The following is a 6,876-nucleotide window of genomic DNA, read 5'->3' as shown; positions in this document are numbered from 1 at the left end:
GCGGGGCCGGGCGGGGCGCGGAGGTCGGGCGGGGGTCAGCGTCCGAAGTGGGCGCCTCCGTTGACGTGGAACACCTGTCCGGTGAGGTGGCCGGCTCCGGGGGAGGCGAGGAACTCGCAGGTGGCGGCGATGTCCTCGGGTGCGCCGGCTCGGCCGGTGGCGGTGCGGGAGATCAGGGTGGCGCGTCGCTGGTCGCTGAGCTGGCCTCGGAAGAACTCGGTGTCCTCGATCAGGCCTGGGGAGACGAGGTTGGCGGTGATGCCGCGTGGTCCGAGGCGGGTGGCGACGTCGATGGTCCAGGCTTCCAGTGCTGCTTTGGCGGCTCCGTAGGAACCGGCTCCGGTGCGGGCCGCGATCGAGCCGATCATGATGACGCGGCCGTCGTCGGCGAGCCGGGGGGTGAGCGCGGTGGTGACGAGCACGGCCGAGAGCACGTTGGCGGCGTAGTTGGCCCGCCATTCCTGGGCCAGGCCGGTGAGATCGTCCTGGTTGCGGGAGGGCAGGTCGAATCCGATGTTGCCGCCGGCGTTGTTGACCAGGACGTCGACCCGTTCGGGCAGGTCGGTGAGGGCGGCGGTCACCGCGTCGGGGTCGCTGGCGTCGAAGGGCACGGCTCGGGCTCCGAGGCGGGTCGCGGCGTCGGTGAGCACGTCGCTCCGTCGGCCGGTGATGGTGACCGTGTGGCCTTGGGCGGCGAACCGGGAGGCCACCGCGAGTCCGATACCGGTGCCGCCGCCGGTCACCACGATACTGCGCACCACACATACTCCTTTAGGTCTAAACTAGTGGGGTGGCTGACCGTACTCCCGAACACGACACTCCCGCAACCAGCACCGGGTCCGCCCGGGACGACGCGTACGACGACGGGTCCGTCACCCGCCCCGGCGTCGGGTCCGGGGCGGGTGACGGGGTCGATGAGGTCGACCTCATCGCCCAGGCGTGGCGGCGGGAACGCCCCGGCGCCCCGGTGGCCTCCATCGGCGTCATCACCCGGATCTGGCGGGTCGCGAAACTGCTGGAGGACGAGCGGCGGCGCACCATGGCCCGGCTCGGCATGGACGTCGCCACCCGCGACCTGTTGAGCACCCTGCGCCGGGCGGGTCCCCCCTACCAGTTGGCGCCTTCGGAGATCGCGCGGCGTGCGCTGGTCAGTCCGGGTGCGGTGTCCCAGCGGGTGGCCCGCGCGGAGGCGGCGGGGCTGGTGCGGCGTCGCCGGGACGGGCGGGACGGGCGGGCCGTGGTGGTGGAGCTCACCTCGGAGGGGCACCAGGTGATCGGGGGCGCCGTCGACGAACTCCTGCGCCATGAGGAGTCGTTGCTCTCCGGCCTGACCGGCCAGCAGCGGGAACACCTCGCCGACCTGCTCCGTGTCCTGCTCGCCGACCTCACCGAGCGTGTCGGTCCGGGTCGCGCGGGGTGAGCCGGCGGGCGGGCGGCCGCCCCCGCCGGCCCGGTGTCCTACAGGCCCGCCGGGCGGGTGCGGTACCACCCGGAGATCACCCGCACCAGGTGGGCCAGGTTCTGGGTGCGCATCACCGGGGCGTTGCTGTGCGGGGCCAGCGCGCTGGAGGAGGGGCGACCTCGTCGTCGTTCGCGTCGTGCTCCTCGACGAGCCTGGGGCGGCATCTACCACGTGCCGGGTGGCGACGGGGTGCGGGGGAGGACGCGCGGGGGTCAGCGCAGGTCCGACGGCTCATTCCGGGGTGGCCGTGTCGGCGGGTGTCGCGCGGGCGCGGACGAGGACCTCGATGCCGTCGAGGAGGCGGATCAGGCCGAACTCGAAGGCGTGGGCGGGGTCGTGCGGTGCGCGGTGGGCGGCGCCGGCGGCGGCCCCGACCCGGGCGGCCAGCGGGAACCGGTCGGGGTCGAGGACCCGGGTGAGGTGGGGGGCGTGCGCGGCCCACCACTGCTCGTCGCTCAGCCCGGAGCGGTGTTCGGTCTGCGCCGCCTCCCACGCGGCCCGGGCGGCGGTGCGCACGTGGTCCAGGACGAGGGTGAGGACGGCGTCCATCTCGACGTCGGTGAGCCCGATGCCGTCCAGGGCGCGGAGTTCGTGGTCGTACTTGGCGATGGCGTGCGGGCCCAGCACGGCGCGGGCGGTGGGGACCTGCGCCAGCCAGCCGTGCCGCTGGTAGAGCTCCCAGTTCCGCCGGGCCACGTGCTCGAGGTGGTCCCGCCACCGGCCGGGGCCGGGTGCGGGGAGGTCGAGTTCCCCGTAGACGGCGTCGACCATGGCCTCGACGAGTTCGGTCTTGCCGGGCACGTAGGTGTAGAGGGACATGGTGCCCACCCCGAGCCGTTGGGCGACGCGGCGCATGGACAGCGCGGCCAGGCCCTCGGTGTCGGCGAGGTCGACGGCGGCGCGGACGATGTCCTCGACGTCGATGCCCTGGCGGCCCCGCCGTGCGGAGGGGACGTTGGTCCTCCAGAGCAGGGCGAGGCTGCGTGCCGGGTCGGCGGGGCCGGGGTTTTCGGGGGCCATGGAGGAGGAATCGTAGTCGTTGCCCCGGGGTGGCCCGGCGTCGTGCGCCGGGCCGGCGGGTCAGGTAACCGTCGAGGAGGGGGCGGTGGCGAACTGGGTGCGGTGCAGCTCGGCGTAGCGGCCCTCGGCGGCGAGGAGTTCGTCGTGGGTGCCGCGTTCGACGATGCGGCCCTCCTCGAGGACGAGGATGGTGTCGGCGGCGCGGACGGTGGACAGTCGGTGGGCGATGACCAGGCAGGTGCGGCCGCTGGTCGCCTCGGCCAGGGCCTCCTGGACGGCGGCTTCCGAGGTGGCGTCGAGGGCGGCGGTGGCCTCGTCGAGGATCACCAGCCGGGGGGAGGCCAGGAGCAGTCGGGCGATGGTCAACCGCTGTCGTTCTCCTCCGGAGAAGCGGTAGCCGCGTTCCCCGACCACGGTGTCCAGTCCGTCGGGCAGGTCGGCGACGAGGTCGGCCAGGCGGGCTCGGCGCAGTGCGTCCCACACCTGGGCGTCGGTGGCCGAGGGGCGGGGCAGGGTCAGGTTCGCGCGGATGGTGTCGTGGAAGAGGTGCCCGTCCTGGGTGACGGTGCCGACGGTGTCGCGCAGGGAGTCGCTGGTGAGATCCCGGATGTCGACGTCGTTGATCCGCACGGTCCCCGAGGTGACGTCGTGGAGGCGGGAGAGCAGGTGGGCGATGGTGGACTTGCCGGCGCCGGAGGACCCGACGAGGGCCACCGTGGTGCCGGGTTCGATCCGGAAGGACACCGACCGCAGCACGGGTTGGTTCTCCCGCGTGTCGAGGGTGGCGACGTCCTCCAGGGAGGCCAGGGACACCTTGTCCGCCGTGGGGTAGGTGAAGTCGACCGCGTCGAACTCGACCGACACCGGTCCGGGTGGGGTGTCGCGGGCGTCCGGGCGTTGCCGGATGAGCGGCACCAGGTCGAGGACCTCGAAAACGCGTTCGAACGCGACGACGGCGCTGGAGATCTCGACGCGAGCGCTGGCCAACGCGGTCAGGGGCGCGTAGAGACGGGTCAGCAGCATCGCCAGGGCCACCACCGCGCCGGGCTCGAGCTGACCGGCCAGGGCGGCGACACCGCCAACGCCGTAGACCAGGGCCAGCGCCAGCGCCGAGACCAGGGTGAGGGCGGTGAGGAACACGTGTTGGACCATCGCCGAGCGCACACCGATGTCGCGGACCCGGCCGGCGCGGCGGGCGAACTCCTCGGACTCCTGGTCGGGGCGGCCGAAGAGTTTGACCAGGGTGGCGCCGGGCGCGGAGAACCGTTCGGTCATCTGGGTGCCCATGGCGGCGTCGTGGGCGGCGGCCTCCCGGCGGAGCCGGGCGAGTCGGGTGCCCATCCGCTGGGCGGGCAGGACGAAGACGGGCAGGAGCAGCACGGCGAGCAGGGTGATCTGCCAGGAGATGCCGAGCATCACCACGAGGGTGAGGACGAGGGTGACGAGGTTGCCCACGACTCCGGAGAGGGTGTCGCTGAAGGCGCGTTGGGCGCCGATGACGTCGTTGTTGAGCCGGCTGACCAGGGCGCCGGTGCGGGTGCGGGTGAAGAACGCCAGGGGCATGCGTTGGACGTGGTCGAACACGGCGGTGCGTAGGTCCAGGATGAGCCCCTCGCCGAGGCGGGCGGACTGCCAGCGGGTGAGCAGTCCCAGGCCCGCCTCGGCCAGGGCGACCGCGGCGATGGTCAGGGCCACCCAGACCACCGCGCTGGTCGGGCCGCCGGCGTCGATGGTGTCGACGACGCGGCCGGCCAGCAGGGGGGTCACCACGGCGAGGGCGGCGGTCACCACGCTGAGCAGGAGGAACCCGGTGAGCAGGCGCCGGTGGGGCCGGGCGAACCGGGCGATGCGGCGCAGGGTGTCGCGGGAGAGGGGGTGGCGGCGGTGTTCGCCGTGCATCGCGTGGTGCAGCGACGTCCACGCGGTCATGTCCATGCTCATGGTGCCTCCGAACGGGGTGGGCGCGGTCAGGCTGTGCCGACGGCGGCGTCGGCGGTCGGGGGAGTCCGCAGGGTCAGCACGACGGTGACGGCGATGACGGCGACCAGGGCGGCCCCGATGAGGGCCACGACATGGAAGGCGCCGGTGAACGCCGGGCGGGCCAGGCCGAGCAGGTCGGCGGCCAGCGGGGCGGGCAGCGTCTCGGCGAGTGCGACCGCCGCGCCGAGGGTGTCGCCGGCCGTGGCGGCCGCGGCCTCACCCAGACCGTCGGGCGGGGACGTCATCCCGCCCCGGTAGAGGGCGGTGCCGACGCTGCCCAGGACGGCGATGCCCAGGGCCGTGCCCAGCTCGCTGCCGGTTTCCGACAGCGCGGAGGCCGAGCCGACCCGCTGGGCGGGCACCGAGCTGAGGATGACGTCGGTGGTCAGGGTCAGCGTGGGACCCAGTCCCATCTGGATGGCGACGAACCCGGCGACCAGGACGGGCAGGCCGCCGTCGCTGCCGGTCCAGGTCAGGGTGATCAGGCCGACCGCTCCGAGGGTGAGGCCAGCGGCCATCAGGTGGGCGGGGCGGATCCAGCGCACCAGCAGCGGTGCGCACAGGGTGCCGACGACCCCGGCGGCGGTCGCGGGCAGCATCCACAGGCCGGCGCGCAGGGGGGACAGGCCGAGGACGAGTTGCAGGTACTGGCCCTGGAAGAACATCACCCCGGCCATGGCGAACACCGCGACGGTCTGGGTGAGCAGGGAGGCGGTGAAGGTGGTGTTGCGGAACAACCCCAGGTCCAGCAGGGGGTGGGTCAGGGTGCGCTGTCGGCGGACGAAGACGACGCCGAGCACACCACCCACGGCCAGCCAGGCCAGGGACGTGGTGGTCGGGCTGTGTTCGGCGAGGTGCTTGATCCCGTACACGGCGGTGAGCACGGCGGTCAGGGACAGCAGGACGCTGATCAGGTCGAGGCCCGCGGCGCGTTCGCCCCGGGTCTCGGGCAGCAGGAAGGGGCCGGTGGCCAGGATCAGGGCCATGACGGGCACGCCGAGGAGGAACACCGATCCCCACCAGAACTGGTTGAGCAGCACCCCGCCGACCACGGGGCCGAGCGCGGTACCGGCGGCGAAGCACGTCATCCACACCGAGACGGCGAGGGTGCGTTGCCGGGGGTGGGTGAACAGGGTGCGGATGAGCGACAGGGTCGAGGGCATGAGGGTCGCGCCGGCCACGCCCAGCAGGGCCCGGCTGAGGATCAGGGTGAGGGCGGTGGGGGAGAACGCGGCGAGCACGGAGGCGACGCCGAAGGAGGCCGAGCCGATCATCAGCAGGCGCCGCCGGCCGATGCGATCGCCGAGGGTGCCCATCGTGATGAGCATGCCGGCGATGAGGAACCCGTAGCTGTCGGTGATCCACAGCAGTTCCGTGCCGGTGGGCGCCAGGTCGGCGGTCAGTGCGGGGACGGCCAGGTGCAGCACCGTCATGTCCATGGCGATGAGCAGCGTGGGCAGGGCGAGGACCGCCAGGCCCAGCCACTCCCGGCGGCCGGCGCGGGGGGCGGTGTGTGTCGTGGTCATCGGAGTCCTGTTCTCGAGGGTGGCGCGGGTTCCTTGACCGGCACCGCCCGGAACGGTAGAACCTGAACCAAGATTCAGGTCAAGTGCGCGTGGTGGGGACGTGGTGGCGGTGGAGGGTCCTCGGTGGGACCAGGACGAGTTGACGGTGGGACAGGTGGCCCAGCGGGCCGGGGTGGCGGTCAGCGCCCTGCACTTCTACGAGCGGCAGGGACTGATCAGCTCCCGTCGGACCAGCGGCAACCAGCGGCGCTACCGGCGGGACACGCTGCGCCGGATCGCGCTCGTCCGGGTGGCCCAACGGGTGGGTATCCCGTTGTCCGAAGTCGCCGAGGTGCTCGCGATGTTGCCGGAGGGGCGGACACCGAACCGGGAGGACTGGCAGCGGATCTCCGAACGGTGGCACCACGAGCTCAGCGAGCGCATCCGGTACCTGGAGCAGTTGCGGGACGACTTCACCGACTGCGTCGGCTGCGGGTGCCTGTCGCTGGACCGGTGCGCCCTGGCCAACCCGAAGGACGTGTGCGGGCAGGAGGGCAGTGGTCCCCAGCGGCTCCAGGGATGTTCGGTGTTCCCGGCCGGGGTGCGCGCCCCGGCGCAGTGCTGAGCGGACCGACGACCGGGCCCCGGGGGCGCGGCGTTCGACCCCGGCCACCCGGCCGTGACCAGGCTGCTCCCGTGCCCACCCGCTCCCTGGCCGGGCGCGTGCTCCGGGCCGTCACCGGATCCGCTCGTCCACTGGGGACGCCGGTGGTGCGGCCGCACCCGACGGCCGGTGCGGCCGGGACGTGCGGGGAGATCACCGGCGGAGGTGGTGGGGGACCGCTGTTCCGCGCGGTGCGGGGGCTGGTCGTTCCCGGTCGCGCCGCCCGCCGGCGGAGGCGGACGGTC

The 6,876-nt window shown here is 73.5% G+C and carries 8 protein-coding genes; 3 read left to right on the top strand and 5 right to left on the bottom strand.

Annotated features, from left to right (window positions below; translation table 11 throughout):
• Window positions 1-35 precede the first annotated feature (35 nt).
• Window positions 36-761 carry an SDR family NAD(P)-dependent oxidoreductase gene (locus tag ACTIDRAF_RS0218200; RefSeq protein ID WP_016700159.1) on the bottom strand — a complete coding sequence of 242 codons (726 nt, stop codon included), beginning with the start codon at window positions 759-761 and terminating at the stop codon, window positions 36-38.
• A 29-nt stretch (window positions 762-790) separates the two neighbouring features.
• Between ACTIDRAF_RS0218200 and ACTIDRAF_RS0218195 the strand changes: the two genes are divergently transcribed.
• Window positions 791-1,420 carry a MarR family transcriptional regulator gene (locus ACTIDRAF_RS0218195; protein WP_016700158.1) on the top strand — a complete coding sequence of 210 codons (630 nt, stop codon included), beginning with the start codon at window positions 791-793 and terminating at the stop codon, window positions 1,418-1,420.
• Window positions 1,421-1,458: 38 nt separating this feature from the next.
• Here the strand turns inward: ACTIDRAF_RS0218195 and ACTIDRAF_RS33945 are convergent, their stop codons facing one another.
• The 4 genes from ACTIDRAF_RS33945 to ACTIDRAF_RS0218180 all read right to left on the bottom strand — a co-directional run bounded on the left by ACTIDRAF_RS33945 (window position 1,459) and on the right by ACTIDRAF_RS0218180 (window position 5,988).
• Window positions 1,459-1,626: a hypothetical protein gene (locus ACTIDRAF_RS33945; protein ID WP_157163122.1), complete on the bottom strand. Its 168-nt coding sequence runs from the start codon at window positions 1,624-1,626 to the stop codon at window positions 1,459-1,461.
• A gap of 67 nt (window positions 1,627-1,693) precedes the next feature.
• Entirely contained in the window at window positions 1,694-2,482 is a 789-nt protein-coding gene (locus ACTIDRAF_RS0218190) for a TetR/AcrR family transcriptional regulator (RefSeq protein WP_016700157.1), read from the bottom strand.
• Window positions 2,483-2,542: 60 nt separating this feature from the next.
• Entirely contained in the window at window positions 2,543-4,417 is a 1,875-nt protein-coding gene (locus ACTIDRAF_RS0218185) for an ABC transporter ATP-binding protein (protein ID WP_211215375.1), read from the bottom strand.
• 32 nt (window positions 4,418-4,449) lie between these two features.
• Window positions 4,450-5,988 (bottom strand): MFS transporter, encoded by a 1,539-nt coding sequence (locus ACTIDRAF_RS0218180; protein WP_016700155.1) that lies wholly within the window; start codon window positions 5,986-5,988, stop codon window positions 4,450-4,452.
• 100 nt (window positions 5,989-6,088) lie between these two features.
• Here ACTIDRAF_RS0218180 and soxR point away from each other — a divergent pair, with 100 nt between their 5' ends.
• Together soxR and ACTIDRAF_RS34545 are read left to right on the top strand one after the other, a co-directional pair.
• Window positions 6,089-6,592: a redox-sensitive transcriptional activator SoxR gene (gene soxR / locus ACTIDRAF_RS0218175; protein WP_016700153.1), complete on the top strand. Its 504-nt coding sequence runs from the start codon at window positions 6,089-6,091 to the stop codon at window positions 6,590-6,592.
• Between the two features lie 71 nt (window positions 6,593-6,663).
• Window positions 6,664-6,876: hypothetical protein (locus ACTIDRAF_RS34545; protein WP_039788017.1), on the top strand; the 213-nt coding region annotated here is incomplete at its 3' end.

Origin of the sequence: Actinoalloteichus spitiensis RMV-1378 (assembly GCF_000239155.1) — a bacterium.
Lineage (GTDB): Bacteria > Actinomycetota > Actinomycetes > Mycobacteriales > Pseudonocardiaceae > Actinoalloteichus_B > Actinoalloteichus_B spitiensis.
The sequence above is the reverse complement of the archived record's forward strand: the minus strand, read 5'-3'. Positions and strand labels throughout refer to the sequence as shown.

Coding starts and splice junctions, on each gene's coding strand:
- ACTIDRAF_RS33945 (WP_157163122.1), bottom strand. CDS start 1,626: ATGCCGCCCCAGGCTCGTCGAGGAGCACGACGCGAACGACGACGAGGT.
- ACTIDRAF_RS0218190 (WP_016700157.1), bottom strand. CDS start 2,482: ATGGCCCCCGAAAACCCCGGCCCCGCCGACCCGGCACGCAGCCTCGCC.
- ACTIDRAF_RS0218185 (WP_211215375.1), bottom strand. CDS start 4,417: ATGGACATGACCGCGTGGACGTCGCTGCACCACGCGATGCACGGCGAA.
- ACTIDRAF_RS0218180 (WP_016700155.1), bottom strand. CDS start 5,988: ATGACCACGACACACACCGCCCCCCGCGCCGGCCGCCGGGAGTGGCTG.